The organism is Agriterribacter sp. (assembly GCF_035444585.1).
Classification (GTDB): Bacteria; Bacteroidota; Bacteroidia; order Chitinophagales; family Chitinophagaceae; genus Agriterribacter.
Map to the genome: position 1 here is coordinate 1 of NZ_DAOMOZ010000106.1, position 15,765 is coordinate 15,765.

Below are 15,765 nucleotides of genomic sequence, written 5' to 3' on the forward strand. Positions count from 1 at the left end.
TGGGTCTCGCTCTTCGCTTCTTACCCACCCGGCGAAGACCCCGGCGGGAAAACAATATTATTTCTTTGTGCGGGAAACGCATGCACAAAATCGGACTCCCCAGAACCACCAACTCAGATAGATACTCTTGTTGTAATACCCATGCCCAGCGATACAATAAGCTATATTAAGCGGATAGAGGAATATTATGTGATGAGCAATCCGACTGCTACTACACGAAAAAAAGACATCACATTTCATTATGACGATAAAAAAAGAATTATTCGGGTTGGATTTAGAAACTACAATGGCATGTATGTAGATTCAGCTACCTGTATTCTCTTTTACGAGGGCAATAATACTAAGCCTTATAAAATAATAACGCCAGACATTTTTTTATCTTCTGACTTGGGGGCAGATTATATTCATGATACTACTTACTTTAACTACAATGACAAAAATCAGATATTGAATGATTCTTCTAGAAAAATCATATGCGATCGTGAAACTTCGACGGCAGTAAGGCTCCCAAATAAACGATATTATAACTATCCTGACTCTTCAAAAATGTGTATTAGCTGGTTTGCCCATCATGCAATAAACCGGCAAATTGAAATATTTCGCACGGATACTTTAACACAACTCCCGAATCATCAAATAAATAAAATAAAAACAGAAATATATCAGCCTGGAAATCAAAAATGGATTTATGCAGAAACAGGAGGCTTTGTTTACACGGAATTTATTAATCCTTTATCGAAGCTGAACATCGGCGGCACTATTTTTTCAATCATATATAATTCCGGGAATATCGAACTACTAGGTAACGCAGTTTTTAGAGGTTACAATCCATCCAATATCCAACCCAAGTATTTTGATTTTTATTCCCCCAATATACCTTCACTTTTTTATTTATCAACGTTTTCCCAAGACGGGAATAGGATTGGACCATTGGGAGAAGCATTTGATATAAGAATAACTCCTTGGGTAGAAAGAAATACATATCCTTCTGTAATATCTGTTGGGGCCACCACTGCCTTAGGAGATCGTCGTATTTACAAATATTTCTACTGAAGTTAGTGTTTCAGAAAAGATTGTTGACTATTTTATGATAACAAATTCATTTTGTAAATAAAATTATTTTGTATCGCGCTTCCATTGTATAAATCTTTTTATACAATCCTTTATCATATTTTATTGCTATATTAGAAACCAATCACCTAATAACACTGAATGACACCAAATGTTCAATCTATAACCCATGCCCCGCTGGTATGGAGAGGCGAATTGCCCCGCGACTTTCCGGGTGTGCGGTTACCGGGTGGCAAAGTGTACTCTGCAATGGGAAGTTTTGGATCGGTTTGTATCCAGTTGTACCATGCCGCTGATTTTGTTTTCAGCTACGGAGTATTGAGCATAAAAGAACATTTTATTTTAAAGAACAGCTTCCACACCGAAGGGCTTTACCTGCAAATTATTTTAGTCGGTGATATTGTATTGGAAACCGGCGATACAAGGAGAAAGCTTAGGGAAGGACAGTGGCAGGTAACCAAAGGCATTCCGGGAACCAGGGCAATATTTGAGAAGGAAAAATTCATAACACTTTTTACGATAAGGTTCAGGGCGGACTTTTATGCCGATATATTGGGCTATTTTCCAAAAATAAGCCGGCTCCTCAATGAATTACCTGCGGGCGGAGTGCTGGCAGACGCTACGCAATATATCGAACATGCTGTAAGAGAACAGGTGGAAAAGATCCTGCGGTGTTCCTACCCCAAGGAATGGCTTCCGCCTTATTTCAGATCCAAGGCTGGCGATCTTTTATTCAAATATATGGTGGATGCCAACGCGTACAATCCTGTAAGCGCTCCCTATACGCAGGAGGAAAAAGAAAAAATATACTATGCGGAGCGCCTGATAACAAAGGATATATCCGCCCACTATCTTATTCCGGAATTGGCAAAAATAACCGGAATGAATGAGTACCGTTTTAAAATGGTTTTTAAAATGGTTCTGGGAAAAGGACCATACGAATACCTGAGAGAGAAACGACTCCAAAAAGCAATTGAACTGTTAGATCATGGTGAATCGGTAAAATATGCCGCTATAGAAGCCGGCTGGCGGTCAGAAGATCTGATCAATGCATACAAAGCCCGGTTTGGTACTACACCGGGCAATAAGCAAAAACGGAAATAATTGGTGCTCAATGAGTAGCCGGAATTCCGTATAGTTATTCCCGAAAAGCGAATGAGTTCATTTGCACTATTAAAGGAGTAGTTGGAGCTTAGCAGTACCAACAGCGAAAAAAAATTCTTACAGATAATAAACCACTGATACCCTTTGGCTGCTATCCAACCCGGTTAACTTTTATTTATTACTCCTGTTCCCTCTATTTCAGTTGTGTGTGCTTAAAGCATTAAGCCGAACTTTTAATGTTGCGCTGCCCAATTGCTATCCTTTTTATTGCAATAAATCATATCGTTATACACGGGCCAATGTATAACAACAGGAAGGAAGCCGAAAACCTGCAACAGAGTAAGCCTTATCTTTTTATCAAAGCAATGCAATAAGGGCATTGCGGTGTATACCCAATTCATTAACTAACTTAAAGTTTTTATTGCTTTTTAAGATTATAAAAGCAGATTTATTTATGCGTAAAATAAAATTTATACTGCCCATACTGGCCTTATCGGCAATAGTGGCATTTGCGTTCGGGAACAGGGCACTAAATGCGAAGGAGACGAAACCATTAACCGAAAGTGCCTCAGAAAGACCTTTGGCAACTACCTATTTTGTTTTTACCGGAACAAATGCTTCGCAGTATACCGACTCAACAAAATGGGTGATGAGTGACACAGACGATCCTAATGTGACATGCGGTGGAACAAAACTCGTATGCAAGTTACATTCTACATCCTTATCAAGCAGAGAGGCATTAGTCGATTATATTGATACTGAGGGTATAGATGGACCGAGCATCACAATAGATCAAAAAAAGCCTTAATTGTTCCTCAGCACGGCTAAAAAAACAGCTTTTTATAGCCGTGCTTTTATCTAAATCCAAAGTGATTAGCGAGGGTTTTGTATCATTCCAGATAATACAATAATATCCTCTGGTATTGCCAAAGCATACCTAAGATCATTAGGATGCAGAATATACTGTTTTCCGTTAACGTATCTTGATAAAGTGATATTTCTATTTTCCTTATTCAATCGTTTTATATCCATCCATCTTAAATCCCTGTATATAAGCTGCTTCCTTCTTTCCTTTAATATAATAGCAAGAGCTTCATCATTGCTATTTGTGCTAAATGGCACGAAATAATCTGATTCCCAGCGTTTAGCTATAAGGTAATTTAAAGCTTTCATCCCGTCTTGAAGATTGCCTTTTCTAACCTGACATTCGGCAAATGTAATAAGCATCTCATCGGTTGCTATCCCTGTGAACGGAATAAAATCCCCATTATAACTGCCATGAAAAGAATGACTGCCATCCGGAAGTGTTTTAAAATAGGCTTTAACCCTCAGATCATGGGCGTCATAAAAATTATAAAGACTTGGTTCAACATTTCCATAATAAAGAGGGGTTGGTGTAGCCATAGTTGTATAATATATGACTTCTTTGTTCAAGCGTGGAATAGGATAAGTAGTATTTAGATCCGGAATGTCAGTATTAAAATCCATCAATTCGTTATGAATTTGTAAGCATGAATCAGAATATGTCCCTGCATCTTGATATTTACGCATAGACAAGTAACATCTGCTCAAGTACCCATATGCCGCAGCTTTTCCAGGTCTAATGGGATGTATAGGGTTTTCTTGTAAAAATTGAGCCGCTATTTTAAAATCAGATATAACTTGTTTGTAAGTTTCATAAAGATTACTTCTTACTGATGGCTCATTGAAATCCGGGCTTAACCGAAGTGGTAATCCCAAGTCCGATTTTCCACTTACACTATCGTATGCAAGACACCATATCCATGCCATTTGAAGATAGGATTTTGCCCTGAGAAAATATGCCTGACCTTTAATATTATCATACTCCATTGCATTCTCAGAAGTTCTTTTTATTTTTTCAATATGCAAAAGAACAGTGTTTGCTCTGTAAATAATATTATAACAATTGCTCCATATATTTCCTGTATAAACGGAATAATTTGGTATTACGTTAAAGTCATTCCACGTATATAACGCCTGATCGTATTCATCCATACCACCCCAAATCTCTTCAGTCAGATAATTATTGTCTGCACATACCTCTCCTATTCCCGCATCAACAAAATTGATCTGATTATAAGCATCAAGTAGGGCCTGCAGATCTTGCAAATTGCTGATTACAGCCAGTTTCTTGTCGGAAGTTGCCTCCAGGTATTTTTTACAGGATGAAACGCCTGATCCGATATAGCATACCAATATGAAATAAAACAATTTTTTTGTTTTCATACGTATTACATTTCTATATTATTAAAAAGCTGCTTTCATTCCAAAAGAAAAGCTGATGGAAGGAAGAATAGCACTGTCTGAAAAATCCGGATCAATTTTCTTTTTATTTTTACGCCAGATTATATCCAGATTATTGGCAACAGCATACAATTGAAAATCCCTGATCGAAAGTCTTTTTGATAATCTATCTCCAAATCCATAAGTTAGATTTACGTATTGTAACCGTACATGATCTCCCTTTTCAACCAAAATAGAAGAACCGTTATAAAAATTATCCCGACTTCCGGTTGCACCATATATCATAGAAGGGATTTGTGTGTGTTGCTCGTCACCTTGTTTCTGCCACCTTTTTGCAAAATCAGAATGTCCTGCGTAAGAAGTAAACAAACTTTGATAATTGATGCTTGATCTTCGGAAATAATAGCCCAACTTATAAGTAATTCTAACTGATAAGGACAATCTTTTATATGTGATGGTATTAGCAAGATTGCCTGAAATTACAGGCATGACCGGGCCACTATAATACAAGTCATCCGCTTTAGTGTTCCTTCCTGTAAGATTATTGAAGCTTGTTGAAATTTCTTTATTATAATATCCTTGAGGATTACCAGTTTCTGCTTCCAATCCCGCCCACTGGTAAGAAAGCATCGAATATACTGGTTTACCTTCTAAGCCCGTTAAGCTTACGAGTCCACTCCCGGTAATGAAATTTCTTCCTTGTAAATCCTTGAGATAGTCTGATATAACTCTATCCTTATAAAAATTCGTTATTAAAGCAGTTGTCCAAAGTACTTGTCCCGTTGTATTTATACTTTTCAGTTCAATATCTAACCCATTCGCTTTCATTGAAGCTACATTCTTTGTAATGGTTTCTGTTCCAAGCCCCGCTGAATAATCAATCGGTATCAATCCATACAGATCGATTCCTTTTTTCCTATAATATTCTATGCTTCCGGATATTCGATTGTTACTTATTCCGAAATCTATACCTATGTTGAACATGCCTACTTTTTCCCATCTTAAGTCAGGATTGTAATAATTAACAATTTTTGAAATCGGGCTATTAGTATATGGATTAATAACATCATATTGAATAGTAGTAATTGCAGAAAGCGAAGTGCTTACATTGCCACTATATCCGTAGGTAGTCCGTAATTTCAGGTAAGATAAAAAAGAAGATTTATAAAATTTCTCTTTAGATATCTCCCAACCTGCCCCGGCCGACCATAAAGGCCTCCATTTATTATTGGTAGATACCCCGAAAAGGTTGGAAGCATCCCTACGGGCGCTAGCAGACAAAGAATATCTCTCATTATATACATAGGCTGCATTACCATAAAACGAAACAAACCGATTCATGGTTTCATTTATAGAAACGCCGTCCGGAATGAAGCTGTTTCCTCCGGTAATAAAAATAGGTTTTACATTGGTGTAATCAACAGGTGTATAAGTGAGTATATCATCGTTATAGCCGTAAATAGTATTGCCATCGGATTTATTTGCGATCTGGCGGATTTCGCCTCCTGCTATTGCTGTAACTGCATGTTTGCCCCAATGGCTATCGTAATTCAGTTGTCCCCTGATGTTGTGCGATGTGGTGGAAACATGAGATAACCCCAGCACCGCACCCGGGGGAACGCCGTAAATTGCAATGCCATCATTGATCTGTGTGAATGTATTGATAAGGTTGCGTGTATAATAACTTTCCATATCGTTCAGCGACCGGCCGCTAACCTGCTGCTGTTCGTACTGGTATTTTACATCTGTTGAAAAACCTTTAAAAAAGCTATACCGGGCGCCGATATTAAGCACAATATCCTGCAGCTTCGATTTGCTGCGGCTGTGCTTGTAATTTTCCGTCGGGTAATATTTCCAGTCAAGCAATTGCCCTCCACCCGCTGTATCAATATAGGGTCCGCGGTAAAAATCCAGCGTGCCGCTTAATGAAGTATAAGGTGGGAGGGCCGAATAACCCGGTTGCTGAATAGCATAATAGCCCGACCGGCCGCTGCTGGTTTTGCTTTGCGTAAAGTAAATACCTGCATTAAGTTCCAATCCTTTGAGCGGCGCAAAAGTATTATCCGAGCTGATATTAATACGATCGTAGCCCGATGAAAGTTCGGATATATTTTTATCAAATCCAGCAGCAAAAGCATAGGCAATGTGCTCAGATCCTCCTTTAACGTTTAACGCATATTGCTGGTTCAAGGCCTCCCGGTATTGGTAACGGTTAAAATCATTCCGCACATCCCGACTCCTTAAAGTATTTATTTTCTGGTTGGCTGTTGATGCATCTATTAATCCATCCCGTTCCGCTATTAATGTTTCCACTACCGGCGACAGGGGCGGCCGCCCAAAATCGTTTTCTTTACCATTGTAATATCCTTTCGAAAACAGCATTTGTTCCACATTTATAAAATCATTGGCAGACATTTGTTTCAGGTAGCCCAGGTCGGGCTTTTGAACTACGGTTACATTGCTGTTCAGTTCCACCCGGAACGGCTGGTTGAATTTTCCTTTTTTGGTAGTGATCACGATCACGCCATTTCCGGCCCTTGCGCCCCATATAGAAGCCGCAGCCGCATCTTTAAGGATGGTGATGGATTCAATATTATTTGGATTGATATTACTCAGATCGCCTGCATAAGGAAAGTTGTCTACAATAACCAGCGGGTCCTTGGGTCCCCTGATGGTGCTCAAGCCACGAATGCTCATTAGACCACCCCTGATCTTCTGGTTTACCGATAATCCATTGGCGATATATTCTAACCTGCTCAGCACGTCCGTACCCACCTGCTCATTGAATAGCTTGTTATCAATGAACGTAAACGATCCGGTTGCCCTTTCCTTAGGTATTTCCTGGAAGCCCGTGCTTACTTCAATGTTCACATTGCCCAGTTCGCTAACATTTGCCCTTAGCCGCAGCAAAATATTGTCCTCTCTCTTCACCCGGTATTCACGCTGGAAATAACCAATGCTGCCCACCACAAGTACGGCACCTGCAGGTACTGCATCTATAAAAAATTCACCCTTTTCATCGGTTACCACTGTTCGTCCGCCGCCTTTGAGCATAACGGTTGCCCCTGCCAGCGGTTCGCCATTCTCTTCCGTAACTTTTCCTTTTATATTGACCAGGGTATCGGGCTTAATGGCATCGGGGGGATAGAGCTTTCTCTTTACAATAATGTACCTGCCTGAGATGGCATAGGTAAGCGGTTGCTCACTAAAGCAATAATTCAATACTGATACAACCGGAGCTTCAACAACAGACAAGCTTACCGCTTTGCTTTCCAGCAATTCTTCTTTGGTATAAATAAAACGGTAATCGCTTTGCCTGCTGATCTCCCGAAACACTTTTTCAAGAGACGCCTGTTCCAGGTTAAGCGTTAGTGTTTGAGCCACCGGGTGGCTCCAGGCCTGCAGGGAGGCCACGGTTGTAAGCAGTATTACCAATTTCATGACCCGTATGATTTTCCGGTTAAATATCCTGTGGATACCATACCTGAAGGGCAATACACGAGCAGCACCGGCATGGATGCCGCAGGGAATGCTGAATTCCATATCTTTGAACTGTTTTGGTTTGATTAATACATTTATTTCCCGCAAGGAAACAATCCGCACAGATTGTTTATTAATTGACCCAATTTCATGTACCGCTTCGTCCGCAAAACGAAGCGGTTTTTGGGCCTGTAAAAAAGCATTATATCATGGGCAGTTTTTTTAAGGGTTTACAATAATGGTTGTGTCTTTTATGGTAAAATGCACCCTGTCGGTCATTTCCAGCAACTGGAAAAGTTTCGATACCGGCACATTCCTTTCTATTTCGGCGTTGAAATGATAATTTACTTTTCCTTCATAACGGATGTCCACACCGTACCAACGGGCCACCTGGCGCATGATGGTTTCTATTGAAGCATCATTGAAATCAAACCACCCGTTCTTCCAGGCCAGCACTTCTTCTGTATTTATATTATCAGTTACAAGCAGCTTTCCGTCAGTTTCAAGCTGTGCCTGTTGACCCGGTTTTAAAATTGCTGACCGGCCATTGTTCTGCGAGATTTTTACACTGCCTTCAAGCAGGGTTATTTTCATGCCGGCTTCATCATCATAAGCATTCACATTAAAATGAGTGCCCAGCACTTCCGTAGTTATCCGGTTGGCAGAAACGATGAATCTCCTGTTTTCATAATGCATTACTTCAAAGTAGGCTTCACCGGTTATCTCTACGGTTCTTTGCGAACCGGTGAAGGCCGTTGGGTAGGTAATGCTGCTTGCCGCGTTAAGCCAAACCATTGATCCGTCTGGTAAAACCAGCCGGTACTGGCCGCCTTTGGGGGTGGTTAAGGTATGCCATTCTTCTTTGCTGCTGTTCCCTTCATATAGCAGTTGTCCCCCGGCATTGGTTACCTGCACGTTTCCGGCCTCCACAATATTCTTTTGTGTGCTGTCTAATGCAATCGTTCTTCCGTCGGCAAGCGTAAGCGTGGCTTTATCGCCACCGGGTTTAAGGTCTGGTTTTTCACTAATTATGTGCCTGGGTAATGATGGCGTATTTGTATACCGGAACACCATAAATAAAGCAGCCATCAATAGTACGGTGGCGGCAGTTGCATATAAAAACACCCTGCTTTTTCGAACAGTCTTCCGCGTTTGTTCCGCTTTTATTTTTTGCTCCAGCTTTTCTATGGCGGCTTCACTATCAAAAATGTGGCGTTGCTTCAGGCTGTCTTCTACGTTTTTTTCATCCGTTAACCTGGCAAACAGGCGCATATTATCGTCGCTGGCGCATATCCAGTCGTCTAACTCATCTTTCTCTTCTTCCGTAAGCGTACTGCGAATGTACCCTGCTATCAGCCGGGCGGTGCGGTAGGCGCCTTCAAGGTCATCCTTATTGATATGGGGTTCGTTTTTCATTTCAGTAAGATAAAAATATTTTGGCGTAGCATCACCGCTCCTTTTTATAAGGATACAAAAAGAGAAGAAAAGGACTAACGGATAAGTAAAAATTTGTAAAAAAATACCGGTTTGCCTGTACATCTACGACTTTACGCCTGCTGGCGTGTGTTGTCAACGGGGGATAGGTGACGCTCAAGCTACAATGCTCCTGAAGAGATTGGCAACCTTGCAATTATCAGCTTCCCTGCACAGCGATAACAAAAACGAGCAGCGCAGCAGGTGAGATCATACTCCGCAGCAGAGCGATCCCGTTCTTTTTATGCGATTTTATAGTGGATACCGCAAGCTTCATTTCCTGCGCGGTTTCAGCAACCGTCTTGCCTTCTATATACAGTTTAGTGAACACCATGCTGCTCTGGGGCGGCAGCCTTTTAATGGCTGTATACAACTCTTCTATTACTTCGGTTTGAATAATGTTTTCGAGGATGCATGCTTCTGTAACTTCTTCTGCCTGTACCCAATCCCTCTTCTGTCCGGCGTTGCGTTGGTGCACATCCAGCCAGCGCAGGCAGGCATGGCGTACAGTGGTATAACAGTAATTTTTTAAGCCGGGCGCATGTTCCAGGTCATGTCTTTTCTCCCAAACCTTCAGCAATGAGTCGCTCACAATATCTTCTGCAGCAGTAGTATCTTTTACCAAACGACTGGCAAAAAAGCATAGCGGTGCATAGTAATTCCGAAAGAAGCAGGCAAATCCTTCTTCTTTTCCTGTCTGAAACAGCCGCCAGGCGTTACTTATATTTGGCTCTTTTAAACTCAAAGGAACTCTTCAAGGGAAATTAAAGATACAAAATGTATATTCTGATATGTATATTATAATGAGTAAATAATAATAAGTTATTTATGCGATAGCTATCCTGTTAATTGCACTATGGCAAATAGCAAGAAAAAGGCGGAGAGAAAGAAGGCCACGCTCGGGCATTTTGATCATGATGTTTTCCTTTCCAATCTTAGCAAACGAATCAAACATTTGAGAAAAGAAAAAGGATTTAACTCCTATGAAATGTTTGCATACGACATAGAGATTTCAAGAGTGGGAATGTCAAAATATGAATCTGGTAATTTTGATGATATCAGACTAAGGACTTTATTGAAGATCATTGATGGATTGGAAGTTTCTCCCAAAGAATTTTTTTCGAAAGGATTTGAATGAGTATGCATGAATTCAGCCCTGTATTTTTTTCGCTCTTACCATCGCTGGACATCCCGGGAAGTAGCAAGCCAAATCGGATTATTGCCTGACGAATATGAAGCTATTGAATCAGGGGTAGAAAATATTGATGATGAAATAACGCAAAGGCTTTCTGCTCTTTATAATGCTCCTCCTGCTTTGTTTTCCATGAAAAATCCTGAAAAAGCGAATTTTGAATACGCACATAACGCCTTTAGCTCCAGCAATGCTTATGTGCATAATCTTTACCAACATGATATACGTGTAATTGAAATGCTTGCTGCTGCCAGGAACGAAGAAGTGCTGTCGCTAAAAGAAGAAATCAGGGAATTAAGGCAGCAAAATAATCAGTTACTGGCGCGCTTACTGGAAAAATAGCCGGGTGATATTTAGAAAGATCAAAACATTACTTGTTTCCCAACGCTTTAATAAGCTCACTATTCTGTCTTCTGAGGTATTCAATTTCTTCTTTCAATGACTTTATTTCTGATTGGGCGCCTTCTACCCTGTAGTCGTTTTCAACCTGATTAAAATATCCATTGTTTGAATTTTCAAACCTGGATTCATGAAATGTAATGACAGGCGGCGCCTCCGACAATAAATTTTCTATACTAACATCATAAAATTCAGAAAGTTTTTGTACCTGTTCTGCCGTTAAACTGTGTGGATTTCTCTCCAGCCGGCTATAGGTATTCTGGCTGATACCTAGCATTTCAGCTATTTCTTCCTGCTTGTAGCCTTTTACCTCCCTTAATATTTTTAGTGTAGTAGTTGCCATAATATTCTATTTGAAGCGGGATAAAGATATTAAAAAATGGATAAGATATCCTCCGTTAAATGGTAAACATCATTATATTCTCAAGCCTTTTCCTGTTATCCCGTATGCTTTATTTGCCGGGGATATCATATCCCGGATTGTGTTTTTGTAATCAGGCAATTGGCGCCATCTTCGTTTTCCGCAATACAGTCCCGCACGAATCATCATTCCCCGGCCACCGCATACCGGGACATTACGCTACTTTATAAAATGATCAACTATGCCAGTTAAATTCGTATTGGGTATGGCATGCCTGCTGTGCGGTAGTCTGCATGCCCAAACTGTACGTCCGCTTCAATTAAATGAAACCATTCCCGTTGTTCAGTATACGTACGCTCTTAACGATATGATGGGTACCACCCGGCTGCCTGACGACAGCGGCAGGCTTACCATCCTCGATTTCTGGGCCACCTGGTGCAGCTCCTGCATTAAAACTTTCCCTAAAATGGAGACGCTGCAGGATGAATTTAAAGACAGGTTACAGGTGGTGCTGGTCAACACCAGGAATTCGGGAGATGATAGGGTAAAGGTCAACCGCTTTTTTAAGAAATGGGAAGAATGTAACGGAAAGCCCCTGCGCCTGCGTTCGGTGGTGAACGACAGCATATTGGATGCTATGTTCCCGCATAACCTTGTGCCCCATTATGTATGGATCAACAGTGCCGGCAAACTGATCGCAACCACTTCCGCCGAACAGGTTACTGCTGCCAATATAAGGGCGGTGCTTGACGGCATGGAAGTAATCTTTCCGATGAAAAGAGACCAGGACAGGGACAGACCGTTGTTTACCAATACCGACTTGCCTACGAAACAGTTATTGAGCTATTCCATACTCCTGAAAGGCCGGTTTGATGGGCTGGGAACAGGTAATCGTATGCACAAGATTGGCGATACCCTGCATGGATGGGGTATTACCAACACACCGTTGATAGAAATATACTTTTCCATTTTAAGCAGAGCTTATCCCGGTTTTACCCGCAATAAGATTAGACTGGAAGTAAAAAACCCGGCACAATTGGAAATACCACACCAGGAAGAAAGCCTAAACCACTGGTACCGGCAAAATGTTTATACACTTGAAGTGATACTGCCTCCTGATGCCCATAATAAGTTGTACAATACAATGTTTGAAGAGCTTAACCGTAGTTCAAGTTATATTGGAAAAATGGAACAAAAGAAAATTCCCTGCCTGGTTCTGTATGCGCAGGCGAAGCATAAGCCTCCATATACCAAAGGTGGTGCTACAGCAATTCATCTGTTCAATGGGAATAATATTTACATCAAAAATGCTCCTATCCGCCATCTTATTACCAGGCTGAACAATTGTGAAGCCATTTCATTGCCTGTGCTCAATGAAACTGGTTATGCTGGCAATATTGACATCGACTTCCCGGATGGGTTCAAAAACATCAAAAGCATACGCCAAAGGCTTCAGCATTTCGGACTGCATTTACAAAAAGCAGAGCGAACAATTGAGGTATTTGTGATAAAGGATAAATAAGAAAAGACAGCCTTATTCACTCAGATTATAAGAAAAAGAAAGCGGTCAACCCCGCACGAAACGCAGGCTGTCCGCTTTCTTGTTTTCATTCTATTCCCCGGCTAATGTGCACTAACGATAACGGTGCCGCTCACATCTCACGTTTCACTTCTCACATACTGAGCTGCCGGCATTCACTCACTATTCACACTTCACTACTAAAACCAGCTCCCGATCCATGCTTTGTTAACGCTGTTTCCCAGTTTTCTTCTTCTGCGTGCCGTACTTATTCTTTGCCGGATCATGGTATATATCATCAGCAGCATGAACACAATGGTGAAAGGCGGTATGCCGAGCATGGAGATCCATTTTCCGCCAAATTGCCTGCGCATGGGTCTTCTCAGCCTTTCAGCGATCAGGTACATGCTGGGCACAATGATCAGCGTCATAAAGAACGCGAAGATCAAACCAAAGATAATGGTCCATGCCAGCGGTTTCCAGAACCTTGCGCTGTCGCCGCCAAAGAAAATGTGCGGTTCAAAGCTGGAGAACAATCCTATAAAGTCAATATTAAATCCTACCGCTAACGGGATCAATCCAAATATCGCAGCCAGGGCGGTGAGCAATACGGGAACGATGCGTATTTTGCCTGCTTCAATCATGGCTTCGCGTGTTTTTAAGCCACGGCTTCTCAATTCATCCGCGAACTCAATGACCAGTATCCCGTTCTTTACCACGATACCCGCCAGACCCACAATGCCCAGCCCGGTAAACGCTACAGATACTTCCATGCCCGTTAAGCTAAAGCCCAGCAATACCCCGATGATGCTGAATATGATCTCCATTAAAATGATAACCGGCTTGCTCACGGAGTTAAACTGCAATACCAGTATGAACAATATGAGCATTAAGGCAATGATCAAAGCCTTGAAAAGAAATGCGCCTGTTTCTGCCTGTTGCTCACCTTCGCCGGTTTGCCTGATCGTTACACCATCTGCCCTTCCCGGAAATTCATCTATATAATTTTTGATCTGCTGGTTCACCGCTGTTGGCGTATAGCCCTGCGAGGTAAGCACATTGGAGCGCAGTGTTATCACTCTTTTCTGATCCTTCCGTTTTACGCTGCCGAGCGTATTGGTATAATCTACGTTAACCAATGAGCTGATGGGCACATTTTTAATAGCTCCGCCGCTGGCCATATCCCTGAAAGTGATGTTCATGTTCAACAGGTCGGAAAGGCTCCTGCGTTGCAATTCATTGTTCCGCAATTGTATCTTGTATTCATCTTCCCCATCCTTTATCTTCGACACTTCCCTTCCAAACAATGCCGTACGGATCTCCATACCGATCTGCGCCGATGAAACGCCTTCTATCAAGGCCCGTTCCCGGTTTACGGTTATGCTGATCTCGGGATTGGTTAGATCTACATCCATCTTCAGCTCTTCAACTCCCGGCACCTGTATGGAATCGAGATAGTTTTTTAGGCCAACGCCTGTTTTAATGAGCTTGTCGAAGTCTTCACTGGCAATTTCTATATTAATGGGAGGATCTGTTGGCGGACCGCTGGCCTCCTGGTCTACCGAAATTTCGGCCCCCGGAATACCTTTGATCGCATGGCGTATAGAGTCGAGCAGGGCCGCTGTAGAGGCACCATGCCTTTTTTCAAATTCAACAAATGATACCTGCACTCTTCCCAGCTCTGGCCGGGCACTCCTGTCACCGCTTTGCGGATCACCCGCGCCAATGGCCACGTTGGATATCACGCTCTCCACGATCGGGTTCTTTTTGCCATTTTCCATGTCCAGCACCTTGTATACGCGCTGTTCGAGGTCGTGGGTAATAGAATCCGTGTATTCCACATCCGTGCCCACCGGTAATTTCAGATACACGTAAATAAAATTAGGATCGGCATTTGGGAAAAAAACAATGGGTACCCGCTGGCTGCTCACTGCCGATCCAAATATCATGAAGCTCAGGATCAGCAAACCAATGGTGCCCAATAATAAATGTACAGGCCGCCATCCTTTTAAAGCCCAGCGCAACAAGCTTTCATAATGGTCCATGATCCAGGGCAGCACCCTGTTCTGAAAGCTGCGGATTATTCCTTCCAGCACATAACGGTTCAGTAAAATCATCAGCACCAAAAACAGCAGGATATTGCCTAAAAAGGGCGCACCGGAAAGATCAAGCACTATACCTGCTGCAATCGCTATCCAGAAAAAAGGCTTTTTGAAAATAGCCGATTTCTTTTCTTTCTCTTCCCCTTCGGGGTGGTTCATGAAATCAACCGCGAACACCGGGTTCATGATAAACGCTACAATAAGCGATGCAGTTAGTGTAAAGATGAGCATCACCGGCAGGTAGATCATGAACTTGCCTATAATACCCGGCCAGAACAACAACGGGAAGAAAGGCGCCAGCGTGGTGAGCGTACCCGCCAGCACGGGAATAAACACTTCGCCCGCCGCCACTATCGCCGACGTTTCGGATGTGAGCTTACCTCTGGCCTGTATAAATATGCGATGCGTATTTTCTATGACCACAATGGCGTCATCCACTATAATTCCCAATCCAAACAGCAGGGCGAACAGTACCATGAAATTAAGGGTAACGTTTGCGCCTATGATGATATCCGCCGCCGGTAAGAACATAAATGCAACGAACATGCTGAGCGGAACCGAAAGCGCAACAAAAAACGCGTTGGTAACGCCCATGAAAAACATAAGGATGATGAGCACCAGTATAAAGCCGATAACGATAGAGTTCACCAGCTCATCAAAAGAATGCCTCGCATTTTTACTCTGGTCGCCCGTAAGGGTAATATTAAGGTCTTTGGGAAACTCGCTGTCCTGCATTTCCTTTACAGCCAGCTTTACCGCGTCGGCGGTTTCAATCAGGTTTTCGCCCGAACGTTTAACA

12 protein-coding genes are annotated in these 15,765 nt (G+C 42.1%); 6 read left to right on the forward strand and 6 right to left on the reverse strand.

Annotation, left to right across the window (positions count from 1 at the left end):
• The 3 genes from PLH26_RS12335 to PLH26_RS12345 all read left to right on the forward strand — a co-directional run.
• A partial coding sequence (locus tag PLH26_RS12335; RefSeq protein ID WP_324586326.1) for a hypothetical protein occupies positions 1–1,053 on the forward strand: 1,053 nt, incomplete at its 5' end.
• Between the two features lie 159 nt (positions 1,054–1,212).
• The gene (locus tag PLH26_RS12340) at positions 1,213–2,175 is read left to right on the forward strand and encodes a helix-turn-helix domain-containing protein (protein ID WP_324586327.1); all 963 of its coding nucleotides are present in this window, start codon (positions 1,213–1,215) and stop codon (positions 2,173–2,175) included.
• Positions 2,176–2,629: 454 nt separating this feature from the next.
• Positions 2,630–2,983 (forward strand): hypothetical protein, encoded by a 354-nt coding sequence (locus PLH26_RS12345; RefSeq protein WP_324586328.1) that lies wholly within the window; start codon positions 2,630–2,632, stop codon positions 2,981–2,983.
• A 65-nt stretch (positions 2,984–3,048) separates the two neighbouring features.
• On the opposite strand, the gene PLH26_RS12350 is transcribed toward PLH26_RS12345, so the two are convergent.
• The 4 genes from PLH26_RS12350 to PLH26_RS12365 form a co-directional block, all read right to left on the reverse strand.
• Positions 3,049–4,422, reverse strand: coding sequence for a RagB/SusD family nutrient uptake outer membrane protein (locus PLH26_RS12350; RefSeq protein ID WP_324586329.1), 1,374 nt, complete (start codon positions 4,420–4,422; stop codon positions 3,049–3,051).
• A gap of 21 nt (positions 4,423–4,443) precedes the next feature.
• Entirely contained in the window at positions 4,444–7,983 is a 3,540-nt protein-coding gene (locus tag PLH26_RS12355; protein WP_324586330.1) for a SusC/RagA family TonB-linked outer membrane protein, read from the reverse strand.
• Positions 7,984–8,142: 159 nt separating this feature from the next.
• Complete coding sequence (locus tag PLH26_RS12360) at positions 8,143–9,336, reverse strand: FecR family protein (protein WP_324586331.1); 1,194 nt, start codon at positions 9,334–9,336, stop codon at positions 8,143–8,145.
• A 217-nt stretch (positions 9,337–9,553) separates the two neighbouring features.
• A complete protein-coding gene (locus PLH26_RS12365; RefSeq protein ID WP_324586332.1) occupies positions 9,554–10,138 on the reverse strand; it encodes an RNA polymerase sigma-70 factor in 585 nt (194 codons plus the stop codon).
• A gap of 111 nt (positions 10,139–10,249) precedes the next feature.
• On the opposite strand from PLH26_RS12365, the gene PLH26_RS12370 reads away from it, so the two are divergent.
• Together PLH26_RS12370 and PLH26_RS12375 are read left to right on the forward strand one after the other, a co-directional pair.
• A complete protein-coding gene (locus PLH26_RS12370; RefSeq protein WP_324586333.1) occupies positions 10,250–10,531 on the forward strand; it encodes a helix-turn-helix domain-containing protein in 282 nt (93 codons plus the stop codon).
• A gap of 6 nt (positions 10,532–10,537) precedes the next feature.
• Positions 10,538–10,927 (forward strand): hypothetical protein, encoded by a 390-nt coding sequence (locus PLH26_RS12375; protein ID WP_324586334.1) that lies wholly within the window; start codon positions 10,538–10,540, stop codon positions 10,925–10,927.
• Positions 10,928–10,955: 28 nt separating this feature from the next.
• Here the strand turns inward: PLH26_RS12375 and PLH26_RS12380 are convergent, their stop codons facing one another.
• The gene (locus PLH26_RS12380) at positions 10,956–11,327 is read right to left on the reverse strand and encodes a helix-turn-helix domain-containing protein (RefSeq protein ID WP_324586335.1); all 372 of its coding nucleotides are present in this window, start codon (positions 11,325–11,327) and stop codon (positions 10,956–10,958) included.
• A 259-nt stretch (positions 11,328–11,586) separates the two neighbouring features.
• Here PLH26_RS12380 and PLH26_RS12385 point away from each other — a divergent pair, with 259 nt between their 5' ends.
• A complete protein-coding gene (locus PLH26_RS12385; RefSeq protein WP_324586336.1) occupies positions 11,587–12,867 on the forward strand; it encodes a TlpA family protein disulfide reductase in 1,281 nt (426 codons plus the stop codon).
• Positions 12,868–13,064: 197 nt separating this feature from the next.
• Here the strand turns inward: PLH26_RS12385 and PLH26_RS12390 are convergent.
• Positions 13,065–15,765, reverse strand: a 2,701-nt coding sequence (locus PLH26_RS12390; RefSeq protein ID WP_324586337.1) for an efflux RND transporter permease subunit, incomplete at its 5' end; no start/stop codon positions are given.

Coding starts and splice junctions, on each gene's coding strand:
- PLH26_RS12380 (WP_324586335.1), bottom strand. CDS start 11,327: ATGGCAACTACTACACTAAAAATATTAAGGGAGGTAAAAGGCTACAAG.
- PLH26_RS12385 (WP_324586336.1), top strand. CDS start 11,587: ATGCCAGTTAAATTCGTATTGGGTATGGCATGCCTGCTGTGCGGTAGT.
- PLH26_RS12375 (WP_324586334.1), top strand. CDS start 10,538: ATGAATTCAGCCCTGTATTTTTTTCGCTCTTACCATCGCTGGACATCC.
- PLH26_RS12345 (WP_324586328.1), top strand. CDS start 2,630: ATGCGTAAAATAAAATTTATACTGCCCATACTGGCCTTATCGGCAATA.
- PLH26_RS12350 (WP_324586329.1), bottom strand. CDS start 4,422: ATGAAAACAAAAAAATTGTTTTATTTCATATTGGTATGCTATATCGGA.
- PLH26_RS12370 (WP_324586333.1), top strand. CDS start 10,250: ATGGCAAATAGCAAGAAAAAGGCGGAGAGAAAGAAGGCCACGCTCGGG.
- PLH26_RS12355 (WP_324586330.1), bottom strand. CDS start 7,983: ATGGAATTCAGCATTCCCTGCGGCATCCATGCCGGTGCTGCTCGTGTA.
- PLH26_RS12360 (WP_324586331.1), bottom strand. CDS start 9,336: ATGAAAAACGAACCCCATATCAATAAGGATGACCTTGAAGGCGCCTAC.
- PLH26_RS12340 (WP_324586327.1), top strand. CDS start 1,213: ATGACACCAAATGTTCAATCTATAACCCATGCCCCGCTGGTATGGAGA.